We start from the raw sequence: 14,793 nt of genomic DNA, 5'->3' as shown, positions 1-14,793 counted from the left end.
GCGTCACGGACAGGTCCGCCGTACGCATTCGGTGACCGTCTTCCGCAGATTCCCGGTGCGGGCCAGTAGCTCCCGCTGGGCCTGTGCCCCGGTGCCGTTCTGGAGCACGGCCGCCAGGGTGTCCTGCGCGTGCAGCAGGTCGCCGGTGTCCTCCAGGGCGTCCCGCACATGGTCGAACAGCGCGTGGACCACCGTTTCGGCGGGCGCCGGGCGCATGGTGGCCGGGTGGACCAGCTGCTCCTCCAGGCCGGAGCGGCCGGCGCGCCACGAGGCCAGCCGGAGCATACCCACGCTGTGGCGGGCGGGCGGCACACCGGCCTGCCACTCGCGTGCCGCGGTCTCCACCAGGCCACGCACGAGCGTGGCCACCAGCACCGTCGCGGCGGGGTCGAGGCACACGTCCGCGACGCGGACCTCGACGGTGGGGTAGTTGCGCGAGAGCCGCGCGTCGAAGTAGATCATTCCCAGGTCGCGCAGCACCCCGGTGCCGACCATGGACCCCACCTGCTCGTGGTACCGGTCGGCGGATCCGAAGATCTCCACGGGCCCGGCCGACGGCCACCGGCCCCACACGCGGCTGCGGTAACTGCTGTACCCGCTGTCCCGGCCCTGCCAGAACGGGGAGTTGGCGCTCAGAGCGAGCAGGACGGACAGCCACGGCCGGATCCGGTCCAGGACGGCGACGCCTTCCTCGTCGGAGGCCACCGACACGTGCACGTGGCAGCCGCAGGTGAGCTGCTCCTGGGCGGTCAGCCCGTACTGCTCCCGCATCCACCGGTACCGCTCCCCCGCCGCGATGACAGGATCGACGGGGAGCGGGGAGGTCGCCAGGGCGGCGACGCCCGCCCCCAGCTTCTCCGCCCGGCGCATGGCCTCGGCGCGCCACAGGATGATCTCGTGCGCCAGAGCGCCCATGTCCGTCTGGGGTCGCGTGGCGAATTCGAGCTGCTGGCGCTGCAGCTCCGCCTCGAAGCCGTCCTCCTGGCCGGCCGCCGAGCGGGCGCCGGCCGCCAGCACGGCTTGCGAGAGCGCCCGTGGTTCACCGGAGGCGGCATCCACGAGCAGGAGTTCCTCCTCGACTCCGACACTGCGCACGATCACTGCCCTTCTGGCAGGCGGCACTCGACCCGCCGCCCGGAGCGGCACGGGGCCACGCCGCCTTCACCGCGGTGTGTCCGGTGTAATCCCTTTGCCCTCAAAATCGCGCCTGATACCCATGGCGCGGGTGCCGGTACGGACGCGTCGGCGGTCCGCCGCCAGGATGCCGGTCCGGCCCCGTGATGCCGGTCGAGCGCCGAGGACGGCCCGTCACCCGTGCCTGCCACCGTGCCCGGCGACGGTCCGTCGTCGGGCCCCCGGTGCGCACGGACGCGACAGAGGCGTCCGCCCAGCCGATGGCGCCGTGGGCCGAGGACGTCCGGCAGGGACGCATGGCGGACGATGCCCGACAGAGCAGGTCCGCAGGACGTCGCCGTGTCCGGGCCCCGCGGCCGGCTGAGCGACACTGACGCCCTGACGGACGACTCCCGTGTCGGGAAGACGTCGCCGTGGCCGGGCCCCGTGGCCGGCTGAGCGACACGGACGCTCACTCCTCGTCCATGTCGTCGAACCCCTCCGCGCGCAGCGCGAGCTCCCGCAGGACGTCGGCGGAGCTGATCTCCTGCCGGCCCGAGTCGTGCACCTCGGCCAACGTCACGAAGGCGACGGTGAACGCTCCGGCGAGCTGCTGGACCGCCTCCCCGAGTTCCCGGCCGACGATGGCGGCGATCTCCTCGACGGTCGCGTCGGCGGGCACCTGGACGCTCGGCAGCGTCTCGTTCAGGAGGGCAGTGACGACATCCGCCTCGTCGTTGATGTCGTCACGTTCCACGTCCTCCTCCAGGAGGCGCTGCCACTCGGAGGCCTGGGTGAGGATGCCGATCACATGCCTGAGTACCTCGCTCTGCCGCATGGCCGGAGCATAGGCGCCTCTCCGGGCCGTTGCCTCGGCGGAGCGGGGCCCGGCCGCAGGCAGGCGGGACGCAGCGCGGGTAATCTCGGGAACTGGAGCACGATCCGCGGTCGCGGCCCGCACATCGAGCCGACGACCCCCCTGCCGGCCTTCCCGCTACCGCTCCGAAGAACCAGGTGGTCGGAATGAATCCTCCGATGGACGACCGCCGCGCCCTCGCGGAGATCGAACGCTTCCTCGTCCGGGACGACCCCGAGCTCGCCTCGCGCATGGACGCGCTGAACGGGCAGTTCGCCGAGGTGCGGAGCGAGCCCCGCGAGAGGTCCCACCCGCACGACTGGCGGTGGGTGGTGGCGCTCGTCGTCGCTGTGGTGGCCCTGCTGGGCATGATCCTCACCGCGGTTCTCATGGCGCCGCCGGCATCCCGGAACAGTGAGACCCCGCCACCGATCGGTCGCGCGCCGGCCGTCTCCGTGCCCGCGCGATAAGGGGGCCGCGGCGGCCGCTCGGCGCACGGCCCGTGCGGCTGCTCGGTCATCGTGCCGAGGCGCCGGTCCGTGGTCCGTCTGCCGGGCCATCGCGCCGAGCGCGGCGGACACGGTGCGCTTCGGGGCGGCTGGGTCGGGGCCTGCCTAGGAGCGCACGTTCACCCCGCAGGCGAGCAGGGCGGACCTGGTCGCACAGGGCCCGGTCGTCCTCACCTCCTACCGCAGTGCCTGGTTCCCGTACTGCAACATCGTCTGAGCCGGCCGCGTCGGCCCGTGCGGTCCCCTGCGAGGGACCGCACGGGCCGACAGCGCGTGACACCCCGCATACACGGACGTTCCGGACAGGGCACCGGCGCTAGGGTGAGCAGCCGGTGCCCCGGCGTCGTGCTGCCGGCGCGGGGGCCGTCCGGTGACATGTGCGGCGGAAGGGCCGGGAGATGTCGGTACGCGCGCCACACGTGTTGCGCTCCCTGTTCGTGGTCCACCCGGCCCGCGTGGTGGTGCTGGGGTTCGCCGTCGTCGTGGTACTGGGCACGCTGCTGCTGATGCTGCCCGCCGCCGCCGAGGACGGTCGCTCGACCAGCGTGCTGACCGCCCTGTTCATGTCGACCTCCGCCGTCTGCGTGACCGGCCTCGCTGTGGTCGACACGGGGACGTACTGGAGCGGGTTCGGCGAGGGGGTGATCCTCGGGCTGTTCCAGGTCGGCGGCTTCGGCATCATGACCATGGCCTCCCTCCTCGCCCTGCTGGTCTCGGGGCGGCTGAGGCTGCGCATGCAGCTGACGGCGCAGGCCGAGACGAAGAGCCTGGGCATCGGTGACGTGCGGCGTGTCCTCGTCGGCGTCGCGGGCACCACCCTCGCCGTCGAGCTCGCGGTGAGCGTGGTCCTCACGCTGCGCTTCCGCCACACATACGGCTCGGGTTACGGCGAGGCGGCGTACCTCGGCTACTTCCACGCGGTGTCCGCCTTCAACAACGCCGGGTTCGGGCTGCACGCCGACAGCCTGACCCGCTACGCGCAGGACCCCTGGGTGACGCTGCCCATCGCGGTCGCCGTGATCCTCGGCGGCATCGGGTTCCCCGTCCTGCTGGAGATGCTGCGGTACCGGAACCGGGCACGGACGACCGGCCGCCGGAACTGGACCCTGCACACAAGGCTCACCGTCATCACCACGGTTCTCCTGCTGATCGCCGGGACGGTGCTGACCTGCCTGATGGAATGGACCAACAGCCGGACGCTGGGCCCGCACGACACCGCGGGCAAGCTCCTGAACGCCTTCTTCTACTCGGCGATGAGCCGGACCGCCGGGTTCAACTCGATCGACATGGGCGCCCTGCACTCCTCGACTCTCGTGATGACCTGTGTGCTGATGTTCATCGGCGGCGGCAGCGCGGGCACCGCGGGCGGCATCAAGGTGACCACGTTCGCGGTCCTGGCCGCCGCGATGCTCGCCGAGGTGCGCGGTGAGCCGCACTCGGTGATCCTGGGGCGCCGCCTGGGACCGCATGTGCTGCGCCAGGCCCTGACGGTGGCCCTGCTCGGGGTGGGACTGGTCATGGCGGCGACGCTCGCGCTGCTCTCGGTCAGCCGGGCGTCCCTCGACGCGGTGCTCTTCGAGGTCGTCTCCGCCTTCGCCACGGTCGGGCTCTCGACGGGCATCACCCCGGACCTGCCCGCCGTGGGCCAACTGATCCTGATCGGGCTGATGTTCGTGGGCAGGATCGGCCCCATCACTCTTGTCTCGGCGCTCGCGCTGCGCGAGCGGACACGTCGGTACCAACTGCCGGAGGAGCGACCCGTCATTGGCTGACCACCTGCACCCCCTGAGGAAGCGCCGCCGCAGGCGCGCGGCCGACCAGCAAGGCCAGGCGGGCGATCAACGGGTCGCCGTCATCGGCCTCGGCCGCTTCGGCAGCTCGCTGGCCAACGAACTCATGCGGCGGGGCTGGGACGTCCTGGGCATCGACAACGACGCCCGCCTCGTCCAGAGGTACAGCGACACCCTCACCCATGCCGCGGTCGCCGACTCGACCGACCCGGAGGCGCTGCGTCAGCTGGGAGTGGACGAGTTCACCAGCGCCGTCGTCGCCATCGGCAACGACATCGAGGCGAGCATCCTGGTGAGCTCCAACCTCCTGGAGGCCGGCGTGCCCAACATCTGGGCCAAGGCCGTCAGCCGACAGCACGGCCAGATCCTGGAACGCCTCGGCGTCCCCCATGTGGTGCTGCCCGAGCACGACATGGGCGAGCGGGTGGCCCACCTGGTCACCGGGCGGATGCTCGACTTCATCCAGTTCGACGACGACTACGCGCTCGTCAAGACCGTCGCTCCCGGCGTCGCCACCGGCATGCCGCTCGGCAGGTCGCGGGTGCGCAGCCAGTACGGCGTCACGGTCGTCGGCATCAAACGTGCGGGGCAGGACTTCACGTACGCCACCGCGGAGACGGTCGTCGAGGCGGGCGACATCCTCGTCGTCACCGGCAGAACCCATGCGGTGGAGGCCTTCACGGAACTCGCCTGACGCGCGGCCTCCCGGACGCGACGCGCGGACGGCGCGGTGGTGCCCGCACCGTCCGCCGATCAACCTCCGTTGTCCAGTTCGTCGCCGCGCCTGCCTCCTGCGGGCGCTCAGGTGGTCTGGGGCCGGCCGAAGAGCAGGTCGTAGCCGGGCGGGAGCTGGATCAGCACCCGACGCATGAGCTCGTCACCGGCCGCGTCGGCCACCACGCTGAGGACAGCGCTCGTGTCCCACGTGGCCGTCTCCTCGGTGGCTCCGTCGATCCACGCCGCCGTGGCCCGGACGAACCGGTCGGGGCCCAGCGGTTCGGCGGCACGCAGGGGATTGAGGAGGATCAGGGCGTACGTCTCCGGCAGGCGGGCGGCGAGTTCGTTCCTCTCCTCGCCCACCAGGTGCGCGCCCAGCAGCGCGAGGACCACACGGGCCGCCCGTTCCGCCTCGGACCTCGTGGGGTACTCACCGCGCTCCTGGACCGCTTCCAGAAACGCTTCCCATCGCATGTGCACCACCGCTGTCCCCCTTTCCGGCGCGGCACGGCGTGGAGCGGAGGCCGGGACGAGGAGGGGGAGACAGGCGCCCCGTCCTCCGCCGCTCTGCCGAGGAGGTGCCTCAGTGGCCGATCTGCTTGCGCGTGGTGTCCGCGCCGCCGATCGCGATCTTGCGGGGCTTGGCCCGCTCGGCGATCGGGATGCGCAGTGTCAGCACACCGGCGTCGTAGTCGGCCCTGATGTTCTCGGTGTCCAGGGTATCCGCGAGCATGACCTGCCGGGAGAAGACGCCCAGTGGACGCTCCGAGAGCTCCATCTGCACGTCGTCCGCCTTCTGGACCGGTCGCCGCTCCGCCTTGACCGTCAGCATGTGCCGCTCGACGTCGATGTCGATCGCGTCGGAGGAGACACCGGGCAGGTCGAATGCGATGACGTATTCGTCGCCCTCCCGGTAGGCGTCCATCGGCATGGCCGACGGCCTGGACCAGGTGCCGGACGTCCCCAGAAGCTGCTGGGTGAGCCGGTCCAGCTCACGGAAGGGGTCAGTGCGCATCAACATCGTGAAACACCTCCAGTCGAACCAGGCAAATGTGCCAATGCGCTTCACCTAAGTCCTGTTGTAGCATGTCATCCAAAGGATGACAAGAAAGAAGTCATCGAAAGGGTGACACCCCGGAGGAGAGCACCGTGTCCGAAGCCGACCGGCCGAACAGGCCCGCCCCCGCTTCCTTCCTCGCCGCCGCCTCCGCGCTCGGCGTCATCGACCAGGCCGTTCGCGCCGCCCACGACTCACCGGACGGCGGCAGCGGCGACGCCGACGCGACCAGCGCGGAGCAGGCCCTCGCCGCGCTCCTGCTCCTTCGCGAGGTGCGCAGCCGGCTCGCAGGCTGGGAGCCGTCGCTCATCGAGGCGGCCCGGGACGCGGGAGCCAGCTGGGCCGACCTCGCCCAGCCTCTGGGCGTCACGAGCCGCCAGGCGGCGGAGCGGCGCTATCTGCGTCTGCGGCCCGGCGCCGACGGCGCCACCGGCGAGCAGCGTGTGAAGGCCACCCGTGACCGCCGCGCCGCGAACCGCTCGGTGACCGCCTGGGCCCGGGACAACGCGGCGGACCTGCGTCAGCTCGCGGGGCAGATCACGGCCCTCCCCGACCTTCCCGGCAAGGCACGGACTCCGGTCGCCCTGCTCGCCCGCGCGCTCGCGGACAACGACGCCGCCAACCTGGTCGGCCCGCTGGCCGACACCCGCCCGCATCTGGGACAGGGCCACCGCGACCTCGCCGCCCGGATCGACGGCATCACCCGCCAGGCCGACCGGCTCCGCCGGGACAGCGACGAGCAGCGCCGCACCACCTCCTGACGGACCGGTGCATCCGCCGGCGCGGGCCAAGGAACTCCTCGGGCACGCACCCTTGCCCGCGTACGCGGCACCGCGCGGGGACGAGGAGTTCCTGGAGTACGTGGACGAGTCCATACACCTGGCGACGCACGAGGGGACGTACGCGCGGTACGGGTCGCAGTGGATGGACTGAGCGCCGCGTGAGCACGGGGACCGTGCGCGCCGGCAGCCACACCGGTGTCCCCGGTGTCACTGCCACGCGTCCTCCGATCCGTAGCCGCCAGGCCTGAGGAACCAGTCGCACGAGACCTCGGCCACCTCCTCCAGCGCGCCGGCCTCCTCGAAGAGGTGCGTGGCGCCCGCCACCACATGCAGCCGGTTCGGCGTGCGCAGTTGCCCGGCCGCGTCCCGATTCATGCGCAGCACCTCCCTGTCGTCACCGCCGACGATCAGCAGGACCGGTGCCTGCACCCGGCCCAGGGCGTCGCCGGCCAGGTCGGGGCGGCCGCCGCGGGAGACCACCGACTGCACGCGGCCGGGGCGCTCCGCCGCCGCGACGAGGGCCGCCGCCGCACCCGTGCTCGCACCGAACAGGCCCACGGGCAGGTCGGCGGCGTCGGGCTGCGTCCCCAGCCAGTCGACCGCGGCGACCAGACGCCGGGCCAGCAGGCCGATGTCGAAGCGGTGCTCGGCGGTCACCGCGTCCACCCGCTCCTCCTCCTCGGTGAGCAGGTCCATCAGCAAGGTCCCCAGGCCGGCGTTCCGCAGGGCCGCCGCCACCGCTCTGTTGCGCGGGCTGTGCCGGGAGCTTCCGCTGCCGTGCGCGAAGAGCACCATGCCCCGGGCCTGCGGAGGAATTACCAGGTCACCGGCGATCGCCGAACCGCCGGCAGGAACAGTAACCGCTTTGGAGATCACCGCCACCGTCTCCCTCCAGCTGTCCTTCGGGGTACGGGTAGCCCTCGGGCCGCACGGTATGCGGCCCGCTCGGACGGAGTGTGCGGGCCCTGGTGGCGGGGCGCCGGGGCTGCGCGACGCGGTCACCGCACAGGGGCCGTCACTCCGCCGCCTCCCAGCGCAGCACCGTACCGTCGACGAGCCGGATGACGACGGTGCCGTCAGCGGCCTCGACCGAGGCGGACGCGCGCAGGGCCTCGGGATGGACGGTGTCCCGGGACAGGGCGATGAGCGAGACGTAGCAGCCCGGAGCGTGAAAGGACGTGGTCAGGCAGGGTGTCGCCGAGTGGGGGCCGTACGCGTTCGCCTCGACCTGGCGCGAGACGCCGGTGTCGCCCTCCTCCCAGCCGTGCAGGCCGATCACGGCGCTGGTCAGTCCGTCCGCGGTACGGGCCAGGGCCCAGCCGGGGCCGGTGCGGGCCTGCGGGGGCAGCTCGTGGGCGACCGCGTAGCCGCCCTCGCGTACGCTCACGCCCTGCGGCAGCGGACCGGACGGGGCCTGGACGTGGTGGACGCGGAACTCCCACGGGCCGTGCGGCAGTGAGGCGGTGGTGACCCTGAACGGCGCCTCGCATCCGGGGACGTCGGCCTGGTGCCAGGACGACGCCCGGCGGGTCTCGCACACCAGCGGGTGAATGCGGCGACGGCGTGACGGCGTACCGTCCGGTGCCGCGAGGAGAGCGAGGTGACCGTCGGTGTTCCGGGTCCAGGCGTGGGGTGCGCTGTCGGGGGCCGTGGCGGTCGAGTAGGCGAACTTGGCGTAGTGCGGGTCGTCCTCGCCGCGCCCGTTGGGGCCGTTGTGGTCGCTGCCGTGGTTGACGAGCCGGACGATGCCGTCGTGGCGGGTGCCGTGCAGCAGCCAGCCCGGTGCCGGAAGCGCGGTGTACTGGTCCGACTCCTCGACCGGCAGGGGAAGTTCACGTGCGGTCCACACGGGGTGGTCGGCGGGCAGCAGCAGGCCGAGGAAGCCCTTGCTCGCCCAGTACGGCGACGCGGGACCGGAGTACGGCTGCGTCGCGGGCAGGAACGTGCCGTACCAGCCGAGCGGCAGCAGTCCCCGCTCGTCCGGCACACCGCGCTCGGCGAAGTGCCGGACCGCGCCCGAGGCCAGACGGCGGGTCAGGCCCGGTGCCAGCGGGGTGCAGTCGGCCAGGGCGCCCGTCCACAGCGGGGCGACGGCCGCGAACCGGTAGGTCAGGGAGCGCCCCTGGTGCACCGGAGCCCCGTCGGCGCCGAAGAAGTGCGGGTAGGGGGCGAGGAAGGCGGCGAGCCGCTCCCGGTAGACCTCGGCGCGTCCCCCGTCCGCGCCGTCGGTGGAGGCGGCGATCCGGGCCCACAGCAGCGGGTACAGGTGCATCGCCCAGCCCGCGTAGTAGTCGAAGTTGCGGCCGTCGCCGTCCGTGTACCAGCCGTCGCCGACGTACCAGTCCTCGATCCGGTCGAGGCCGCCCTCGATGTCCTCCTTGCGGTACGGCGCGCCCACCGACGCGAGGAACTGCTCGGACACCACCTGGAACAGACGCCAGTTGTTGTCCCAGGTGCGGGCCCCGGCGAAACCGGAGAACCAGTCGACGACCCGCTCCCGGACCGCGGTGTCCAGCCGGTCCCAGATCCAGGGGCGGGTCTCGTGCAGGGCGACCGCGATCGAGGCCGCCTCCACCATCTGCTGGGAGCAGTCCGTCAGTTCCGGCCAGGACTCCCCGCTCGTGCGGTCCGTTCCGGACGCGAGACCGGTCGCGTACCGCTCGATCAGGGCCACGGCCCCCACTCCGCCGGCGCCGGCGATCCGGCACGCGGCGAGGAGGAAGGTCCGGGCGTACCCCTCCAGCCCGTCCGACACCACACCCGACCAGCCGGCCCGGCCGGGCAGCCGGTACTGGGCCAGACCGGGTGTGGCGTACGGGGCGACCCCTTCGAGCAGCCGGTCGGCGACGGCCTCCCAGTGGGCGCGCGTCCACCCCGTGCGCGGGGACAGGACGCGGTCGGTCGGGGGCAGCTGCACATGCGGGGCGGCGGGCATGAAGGGGATCTCCTGGGTGTCCGGGCGTGTCAGACCAGTTCGGCGTGGTGGGTGTGGCCGCGCGAGCCGCCGACGGCGACGGTGAGGCGGGGGCTGCGCCCCGGAACGACCGTCACCGTGTCGTCGGCCCGGACCACGAAGGTCACCGGGAACGGCAGTCCGATCGTGACACGGGCCGCGGAGCGGCCGGGGTCGGCGACCGCGACCGAGATGCCGTCGTCCCTGCGCCGCACGAGCACGGACGCCGGCCCGTCGCTGGTGATCCCGGCGGCCGACCCGGCCTCCCAGAAGTGCGCCGCCGTCAGCCCGTCCCGCCGGACCTCGACGGCCTGGACCGCCGCGGAGTTGGCCGCGATCCGGACCGGACGGGACGCCGACCACGCGGCGGTCGCGGCGGGCGAGGCGCCGGGCAGCAGGACGTATGCGTATCCGGCTCCGGCGGGCGAGGTCCCGTGGTCGAGCCACAGGGTCAGGTAGCGGCGGGTGACCGGCGTGGTGCTGCCGCCGGTGTCCGCACCGGTGTTGATGTCCCGCCAGGTTCCGGTGCGCTCCTCCCGCAGGGCGTTCAGGGCTGTGCCGCCGGGGAAGACGTAGCCGCCGACGCCGTCGAGGTGGGCCCAGTCCGCCCGGTCGAAGCGCCGGTGCCAGTCCTGCGCGCGGGACTGCTCGACTCCGTCGACCAGCAGCCCGTTGACGCCGTCCGCGTGCAGGTTGCGGTTCTCGACGACGGTCTCGACCGTGCGGCCGTCGCTCGCGGTGATTTCGGAGCCGAGCGCGATCACCGCGTTGTCCAGGAAGACCCACGCCTTCCTGGCGCGCAGGCTGCTTCCCGGCGCCGAGATCAGCTCCATGGCCGAGACGCCGAAGCGGTCCTGCAGCGCGGCTCCGCCCGCGACCAGGTTGGTGGGCCGGTACAGGCTCGTGCCCGCTCCGGTGCCGGCGTCGGTGCGCGGCCGGGTGTCCACCGTGATGCCGGGCAGCCGGTACGGGTCCACGGTCGGCCAGAAGGCGTCGCCGAACTGGCCGAGGTCGTCGTCGCCGTACAGGTACGTCATGCCGTCGCCGGTGTACCAGCCGTGCAGGTTCTCGCCGTTGCCCGCCTCGTAGCCCGCGATGCGCCGGGACGAGAGCGAGAGCGCGTACGCCCAGCGGGGGCGGCGGTGCACCACGCGGTCCATGTCGGCGAAGACCAGGTGTCCGGTGGCCCGGTCGGCGGGACGTACGCCGTCGTCGGCGAGCAGGGCCTTGGCGCGGGCGAGCTGCGCGACACCGGCGGTGGCCGTGTAGGGGGTGGTGCGGTTGCGCCCGAGCCATCCCTTCACCGTGGCACGCCAGCTGTTCGCGTACGCGGCGGGCGCTCCCTCCGCCAGCAGCAGGACGGCGGAGACGATGGCCGCGCCGTCGTTGTGGTCGGCCGCCCGTTCGCGCGAAATCGCGCGCCCGCGCAGGGCGTCCATCATCAGTCCGTCGAACATCACGGGGGTGAAGGTCCGGTGCACCGCCTCGTACATCACCGAGACCTTCGGGTCGGTGACGGCCCATGGCGAGCCGGCGAGCAGGGCGATCATGCCGGCGGCGCCGCTGAGCAGGACTCCCCCGTACGTGCCCGTGTAGGCGACCGCGCCGTGCTGGACGAACGAGCCGTCCTCGTAGAACCCGTCGCCCGACGTCACATAGGTGAAGAGGCTGTTGCGGCCAAAGTCCCTGGTGTCGGAGAGGCCGTCGCGGGCGAGGGCCACTTTGGCGGAGTCCCTGCCGAGCAGCCCGCGCAGGGCGACGATGACGCACTTGTCGGCGCGGTTGGCGCCGGTCTCCGAGAGGGAGGGGCTGTTGGTGCGGCGGTCCGGGTTCGGGACGAAGCGGTCGACCGTCCCCAGATAGAGCGCCAGGTCGGCTGCCGGCAGCACCGACCGCAGCAGTACGCAGCAGTCCATGAGGGCGCGCGGTGAGCCGATCTCCCAGAACCACCAGTTCCCGGTTTCCCTCGCCGTCGCGTTGTAGGCGCGGTCGTGCAGGAGGCGCAGGGCGGCGACGAGTGCGGCGGAGACGTCGGCCGAACCGGCGAGCGAGGTGCCGGGCGTGGCCCACGCGGTGGCGAGGGTGCGAAGGCGGGTGTAGCTCTGGCCGAAGTTGCCGGGCGCGGTGACGGGGGAAAGGTCCGCCCACAGCGCGGTCCGGTCCGCTGAGCGGTCCAGCCGTGTCCACAGGTCCTTGGCCAGGGTGTCCAGGCGGGCGATCGCGGCGGCGAAGTCGGCGTCGGCGACATCCACCTGACTACCCGTCAGGAATTCGGTGGCGCGGCCGGTGAGTGTGTCGTAGGGGTCGGCGGCGGCAGCGGTGCCCGCGGCGTGGGCGGCACCGGCTCCGCTGACGACAGGGACGAGGGCGGCGGCCGCGCCGGCCGTGAGGAGGGCGCGTCTGCCCAGGTGCGTGTGTGTCGGGTTCACTGTGGTGGTCGTCCTTCGAACGGTATCGGCCGGTGCTGTCAGTCGGTGAGGGTGCCGGGGTCCACGGGCGGCTGCGGCAGGCCGAGGGCCGCCAGTTCCGCCTGTCCGAGCCGGAGCCGCTCGTCCTCGGCCGAGGGGCGGGCGGTCACGGTGACGGTGCGCGCAGGCTGCGGACGGGCCGTGGCCCGGCCGGCACCGGTGCCGAGCAGGGTGGCGGCACCGGCGCCGGCGAGGGCGGCGAGCGCGGTGCGGCGGCCGATCCCGTGCGGGGCTTTCGGACTTCACATCGTGGGACTCCCTTGGGCCGGGCGACAGGCGGAGAAGCGGGGCTTGCGGTCCCTCCCACGGCCGCCGGGCCGTAGGGAAGACTCGCAGCGCATCATGTAAGCGCTTGCTATCGAGCGCAAGAGGCTGGGCCATGTTTCTGCCTGTCACTTGTGTGTGCTGGGCCTGAGACCCCCTACGAGTCGCAGCAAGCGCTCACTCGCCGACAGTCGGCCGCCGTGCGGGGGCGACGGAGTCGCGGACCACGATGTGCGTGCCGAGGCGCACGGTTCCCGTCGTCGGTGCACGCCAGTCGTCGTCGCCACCGTCGCCGAGTGCCACGTCGTCGCCCAGCCGGGGCCTGCCGCACAGCACCAGTTTGGAGTCGTCGCTGTCCAGCTCCCTGGCCCGCCGGGCGAGTTCCGCCGTGTACGCGCGGTCGGCGACGCTGCCGCCCACCACGATCACCGCGTCGGCCCGCCGCTCGTGCATCAGCTCGACGAAGGCGAGCTCGCGCTGCGGGTCGCCCTGGGTGCAGCAGACCAGGGAGAGCCGGTCCCCCCTGGTCGCCTCGCGCTCCACGCCGCGCGCGATGTACGCATAGAACGGGTCGACGACATCATTGACGATGATGCCGACCGTCCGGCCGGACACCCCCGCCAGCGCTCGGTCGCGGGCCGCTTCTACAAGCCCGCCGCCGCCCTGACCGTGCGCGGCGGCCGCCATCTCGTCGTCGACCGGGCCGAGTTCACCCGTCTCGGCGGCGCGGGCGCGATCCTGGAGGCCGGCACGAAGGACTCCTCGGTCGTCCGTTCCGCGGCGCGCGCCGTCGACGGCGACACCACCACCGACACCCGTACGCTGTCCGAGCCTGGCGCCTGGTGGCAGGTGGACCTCGGCAGCACCCGGCAGGTAGAACAGGTCGAGGTCTGGAACAACTCCTCGATGACGACCGCCGGTTTCGACGTCGTGACGGACACCGGAACGGTGCACGTCCCGGGCAAGGCCCTGCGGCCGACGCTGATCGACCTCGACACCGAGACGCGGTTCGTGAGGATCCGGCTCACCGGCACCGGCCCGGTGGCGCTCTCCCACGTCCTCGTCCACCCGTAGCCCCTCGGAAGGAAGACCATGACCGACCTCCGCATCGGCGTTCTCGGCTACGGTCTGCGCGGCAGCCTCGCCCGCACCGCCCACCGCCCGGGAGCCGGCTCCCGTGTCACCGCGATCGCGGACCCGGACGCGCGGGCCCGTGCGGAGGCGGCCACGGTCTTCCCCGACGCCGCCACCACCGAGGACCACCGCAAGGTGATCGCCGACCGCGACATCGACGCCGTGCTGGTCCTCACCCCCGACCACACCCACGCCGACATCGCGTGTGAGGCCCTGCGCGCGGGCAAGCCCGTCTTCGTCGAGAAGCCGCTCGACATCACCGTGGAGCGCTGCGACGAGATCCTGCGCACCGCGTACGCGACGGGCACCCGCCTCTACGTCGGCCACAACATGCGCCACATGCCCGTGGTCCGGCTGATGCGGGACCTCATCTGCCGGGGCGCGATCGGTCGCGTGAAGACCGTCTGGATCCGCCACTTCGTGGGTTACGGCGGTGACTGGTACTTCAAGGACTGGCACGCTCAACGCCGTTTCACGACCGGCCTGCTGCTGCAGAAGGCAGCGCACGACATCGACGTGCTGCACTGGCTCGCCGGAGGCTGGGCGAGGGACGTCCAGGCCCTCGGCGACCTGATGGTCTACGGGGACAACCCCCACCGCCGCGCCCCGGGGGAACCCAAGGCGGACGACTGGTACACGAAGGACGGCCACTGGCCGCCGCACACCCAGCGCGCCCTCAACCCGGTCATCGACGTCGAGGACGTCTCGCTGCTCAACATGCGCCTGGACAACGGTGTGCTCGCCGCGTACCAGCAGTGCCACTTCACCCCCGACTACTGGCGCAACTACACCGTCATCGGGGACGCCGGCCGGCTGGAGAACTTCGGCGACGGCCCGGGCGGCTGCGTCAAGGTGTGGAACACGCGCCGCTCCGGCCACCGCCCCGAGGCGGACGAGACCCATGCCATCCCCGCCGCCGAGGACGACGCCGGGCACGGTGGCGCCGACCCGCTGCTCGTCGACGAGTTCGTCCGCTTCGTGCGCGAGGGCGGCCGGACCGACACCTCACCGGTCGCCGCCCGGATGGCCGTCGCCGCCGGCGTCCAGGCGACGGCCTCGCTCCGGGACGGCGGAACGCCGCGCCGGGTCGACGCCGTGGATCCTGAGCTGGCCGCCTACTTCGAGCGGGGCCAGACCCCGCGCTGAGCCC

General features: G+C 72.7%; 15 protein-coding genes. 7 read left to right on the top strand and 8 right to left on the bottom strand.

What is annotated here, in order from left to right; genetic code table 11:
* Positions 1-3 precede the first annotated feature (3 nt).
* The gene (locus HW130_RS22980; RefSeq protein WP_177151549.1) at positions 4-1,095 is read right to left on the bottom strand and encodes a glutamate--cysteine ligase; all 1,092 of its coding nucleotides are present in this window, start codon (positions 1,093-1,095) and stop codon (positions 4-6) included.
* A 490-nt stretch (positions 1,096-1,585) separates the two neighbouring features.
* Positions 1,586-1,951 (bottom strand): hypothetical protein, encoded by a 366-nt coding sequence (locus HW130_RS22975; protein ID WP_177151548.1) that lies wholly within the window; start codon positions 1,949-1,951, stop codon positions 1,586-1,588.
* A gap of 185 nt (positions 1,952-2,136) precedes the next feature.
* Here HW130_RS22975 and HW130_RS22970 point away from each other — a divergent pair, with 185 nt between their 5' ends.
* From HW130_RS22970 to HW130_RS22960, 3 genes are all read left to right on the top strand, one after another.
* Positions 2,137-2,439, top strand: a complete 303-nt coding sequence (locus HW130_RS22970) for a DUF3040 domain-containing protein (protein WP_177151547.1) — start codon at positions 2,137-2,139, stop codon at positions 2,437-2,439.
* A gap of 458 nt (positions 2,440-2,897) precedes the next feature.
* Positions 2,898-4,250, top strand: a complete 1,353-nt coding sequence (locus HW130_RS22965) for a potassium transporter TrkG (protein ID WP_309140530.1) — start codon at positions 2,898-2,900, stop codon at positions 4,248-4,250.
* Positions 4,243-4,962 (top strand): TrkA family potassium uptake protein, encoded by a 720-nt coding sequence (locus HW130_RS22960; RefSeq protein WP_177151545.1) that lies wholly within the window; start codon positions 4,243-4,245, stop codon positions 4,960-4,962. The genes HW130_RS22965 and HW130_RS22960 overlap by 8 nt, the downstream gene beginning before the upstream one ends.
* 107 nt (positions 4,963-5,069) lie before the next feature.
* On the opposite strand, the gene HW130_RS22955 is transcribed toward HW130_RS22960, so the two are convergent.
* Together HW130_RS22955 and HW130_RS22950 are read right to left on the bottom strand one after the other, a co-directional pair.
* On the bottom strand, positions 5,070-5,459 hold the full coding sequence (locus tag HW130_RS22955) for a DUF2267 domain-containing protein (RefSeq protein WP_177151544.1): 390 nt from the start codon (positions 5,457-5,459) through the stop codon (positions 5,070-5,072).
* 109 nt (positions 5,460-5,568) lie between these two features.
* The gene (locus HW130_RS22950) at positions 5,569-6,006 is read right to left on the bottom strand and encodes an Hsp20/alpha crystallin family protein (protein WP_177151543.1); all 438 of its coding nucleotides are present in this window, start codon (positions 6,004-6,006) and stop codon (positions 5,569-5,571) included.
* Between the two features lie 128 nt (positions 6,007-6,134).
* Here HW130_RS22950 and HW130_RS22945 point away from each other — a divergent pair, with 128 nt between their 5' ends.
* Both HW130_RS22945 and HW130_RS22940 read left to right on the top strand, forming a co-directional pair.
* Positions 6,135-6,803, top strand: coding sequence for a type III effector protein (locus tag HW130_RS22945; RefSeq protein WP_177151542.1), 669 nt, complete (start codon positions 6,135-6,137; stop codon positions 6,801-6,803).
* A 7-nt stretch (positions 6,804-6,810) separates the two neighbouring features.
* Positions 6,811-6,975, top strand: a complete 165-nt coding sequence (locus HW130_RS22940; protein WP_177151541.1) for a hypothetical protein — start codon at positions 6,811-6,813, stop codon at positions 6,973-6,975.
* A gap of 56 nt (positions 6,976-7,031) precedes the next feature.
* Here HW130_RS22940 and HW130_RS22935 read toward each other — a convergent pair whose 3' ends face one another.
* From HW130_RS22935 to HW130_RS22920, 4 genes are all read right to left on the bottom strand, one after another.
* The gene (locus tag HW130_RS22935; protein WP_177151540.1) at positions 7,032-7,700 is read right to left on the bottom strand and encodes a dienelactone hydrolase family protein; all 669 of its coding nucleotides are present in this window, start codon (positions 7,698-7,700) and stop codon (positions 7,032-7,034) included.
* A gap of 139 nt (positions 7,701-7,839) precedes the next feature.
* Positions 7,840-9,759 carry a DUF2264 domain-containing protein gene (locus HW130_RS22930; RefSeq protein WP_177151539.1) on the bottom strand — a complete coding sequence of 640 codons (1,920 nt, stop codon included), beginning with the start codon at positions 9,757-9,759 and terminating at the stop codon, positions 7,840-7,842.
* A gap of 29 nt (positions 9,760-9,788) precedes the next feature.
* A complete protein-coding gene (locus tag HW130_RS22925; RefSeq protein ID WP_177151538.1) occupies positions 9,789-12,206 on the bottom strand; it encodes a polysaccharide lyase 8 family protein in 2,418 nt (805 codons plus the stop codon).
* A 480-nt stretch (positions 12,207-12,686) separates the two neighbouring features.
* Positions 12,687-13,124 carry a hypothetical protein gene (locus tag HW130_RS22920; protein ID WP_256356263.1) on the bottom strand — a complete coding sequence of 146 codons (438 nt, stop codon included), beginning with the start codon at positions 13,122-13,124 and terminating at the stop codon, positions 12,687-12,689.
* A gap of 54 nt (positions 13,125-13,178) precedes the next feature.
* On the opposite strand from HW130_RS22920, the gene HW130_RS22915 reads away from it, so the two are divergent.
* Both HW130_RS22915 and HW130_RS22910 read left to right on the top strand, forming a co-directional pair.
* Complete coding sequence (locus HW130_RS22915) at positions 13,179-13,583, top strand: discoidin domain-containing protein (protein WP_256356262.1); 405 nt, start codon at positions 13,179-13,181, stop codon at positions 13,581-13,583.
* A gap of 18 nt (positions 13,584-13,601) precedes the next feature.
* Complete coding sequence (locus HW130_RS22910; RefSeq protein WP_177151537.1) at positions 13,602-14,789, top strand: Gfo/Idh/MocA family protein; 1,188 nt, start codon at positions 13,602-13,604, stop codon at positions 14,787-14,789.
* The last annotated feature ends 4 nt before the right edge of the window (positions 14,790-14,793 follow it).

Origin of the sequence: Streptomyces sp. PKU-EA00015 (genome assembly GCF_013387495.1) — a bacterium.
Taxonomy (GTDB): domain Bacteria; phylum Actinomycetota; class Actinomycetes; order Streptomycetales; family Streptomycetaceae; genus Streptomyces.
The sequence above is the reverse complement of the archived record's forward strand: the minus strand, read 5'-3'. Positions and strand labels throughout refer to the sequence as shown.

Excerpts from the sequence above, each read along its gene's own strand:
- HW130_RS22975 (WP_177151548.1), bottom strand. The coding sequence starts at position 1,951 with ATGCGGCAGAGCGAGGTACTCAGGCATGTGATCGGCATCCTCACCCAG.
- HW130_RS22955 (WP_177151544.1), bottom strand. The coding sequence starts at position 5,459 with ATGCGATGGGAAGCGTTTCTGGAAGCGGTCCAGGAGCGCGGTGAGTAC.
- HW130_RS22910 (WP_177151537.1), top strand. The coding sequence starts at position 13,602 with ATGACCGACCTCCGCATCGGCGTTCTCGGCTACGGTCTGCGCGGCAGC.
- HW130_RS22930 (WP_177151539.1), bottom strand. The coding sequence starts at position 9,759 with ATGCCCGCCGCCCCGCATGTGCAGCTGCCCCCGACCGACCGCGTCCTG.
- HW130_RS22970 (WP_177151547.1), top strand. The coding sequence starts at position 2,137 with ATGAATCCTCCGATGGACGACCGCCGCGCCCTCGCGGAGATCGAACGC.
- HW130_RS22950 (WP_177151543.1), bottom strand. The coding sequence starts at position 6,006 with ATGTTGATGCGCACTGACCCCTTCCGTGAGCTGGACCGGCTCACCCAG.